Raw genomic sequence first — 1405 nt, 5'->3', positions numbered from 1 at the left:
AAGTTGGAGCAACGCCGCGGGCGTGCCGCAGCGCGGCGCAATCGGCTGTGTAGCGGTAAGCGTCCGGCCAAGTCACCTTGAAGTCGTCGCCCTCAGCGGCAAGGATCGTGTCCACGTAACTTAGGTGGACACGATGACAAGCGACAAGACACTGACGAGGCGGCGGTATAGCGAGACGAAGAAGGCACAGGTGCTGGCCGAGTGCTGCGAACCCGGGGCGTCGGTGGCCAAGGTTGCACTGGCCCACGGCATCAATGCCAACATCGTGCACCGCTGGCGCCAACTCGCCCGTGAGGGTGCAGTCGTCACGCCAGCCAAGCCACCAGCATTCATCGCATTGCCGCTGGCGGCGCCGACTGGGCTGCGCACCGCCGCACCCGCAGCCGCGGCGACCGACATCCGCATCGAGCTGCACCGCGGCGCGCTCGCATTGAGCATCACTTGGCCGGTCAGCGCAGCGCCGGAACTGGCCGCCTGGACCCGCGAGTTGCTGCGTTGATCCGGGTCGATGTGATCTGGCTCGCCGTTGAGCCCCTGGACATGCGTGCCGGCACCGAGACCGCGCTCTCGCGCGTCGTCAAGGTCTTCGGCGAAGCCCGGCCGCACCACGCTTACCTGTTCGCCAACCAGCGGGCCAACCGCCTCAAGGTGCTGGTGCACGACGGCATTGGCGTGTGGCTGGCGGCGCGCAGGCTGCACCAAGGCAAGTTCACCTGGCCGCAACCCGGCAGCAGCACCCTGGCAATGAGCCGCGCGCAGCTCGACGCGCTCGTACTGGGCCTGCCCTGGCAGCGCATCGGCGAGGCCGGCGTCATCACACTGCTGTAGTGGGCTGCTTTAAACCGGCGCAATTGCAACAAGTGCCGATGCGCACATCGTGCCAACCCGGCACGATCTCTCTCCGTGATCACCGACGACTTCGACACCCTTGATGAACAGCAGCTGCGCCAGCAGCTCCGCAGTGCGCATCAAGCCCTGAGCGGTGCGCAGCAGACCGTCGCCTTCAAGCAGGCCGTCATCGACAAGCTCACGCACGAGAACGCCATCCTCAAGCGACTGAAATTCGCTGCCAAGTCTGAGGCCTTCAACGCCGAGCAAAAGAGCTTGCTCGACGAGACGCTGGACACTGACTTGGCGGCCGTGGCGGCCGAGATCGAGCAGATGCAGCCGCGCCCGAAGAACGGCGACGGCAAGCAAAGCCCGAAGCGCCAGGCGCTGCCCGCGCACCTGCCGCGCCGCGATGTGCACCACGAGCCCGAGGCCACCGACTGCCGCTGCGGCAAGCCCATGCAGCGCATCGGTGAGGACGTGGCCGAGAAGCTGGACTACCAGCCGGGCCTGTTCACTGTGGAGCGCCACATCCGCGGCAAGTGGGTGTGCCGCTGCTGCGAGGTACTTGTCCAAG

General features: G+C 66.5%; 3 protein-coding genes. All 3 read left to right on the top strand.

From position 1 onward, the window contains the following. Positions 1-133 precede the first annotated feature (133 nt). Positions 134-499, top strand: coding sequence for an IS66-like element accessory protein TnpA (gene tnpA, locus ACOVRJ_RS10470; protein WP_422043792.1), 366 nt, complete (start codon positions 134-136; stop codon positions 497-499). Further along, positions 496-828: an IS66 family insertion sequence element accessory protein TnpB gene (gene tnpB / locus ACOVRJ_RS10465; RefSeq protein ID WP_422043791.1), complete on the top strand. Its 333-nt coding sequence runs from the start codon at positions 496-498 to the stop codon at positions 826-828. Before tnpA ends, tnpB begins: the two co-directional genes overlap by 4 nt. A gap of 75 nt (positions 829-903) precedes the next feature. After that, positions 904-1405: IS66 family transposase zinc-finger binding domain-containing protein (locus ACOVRJ_RS10460; protein WP_422043790.1), on the top strand; the 502-nt coding region annotated here is incomplete at its 3' end.

The organism is Roseateles sp. (assembly GCF_049240545.1).
Classification (GTDB): domain Bacteria; phylum Pseudomonadota; class Gammaproteobacteria; order Burkholderiales; family Burkholderiaceae_C; genus Paucibacter_A.
This window is presented reverse-complemented; position numbering and strand designations above follow the sequence as displayed.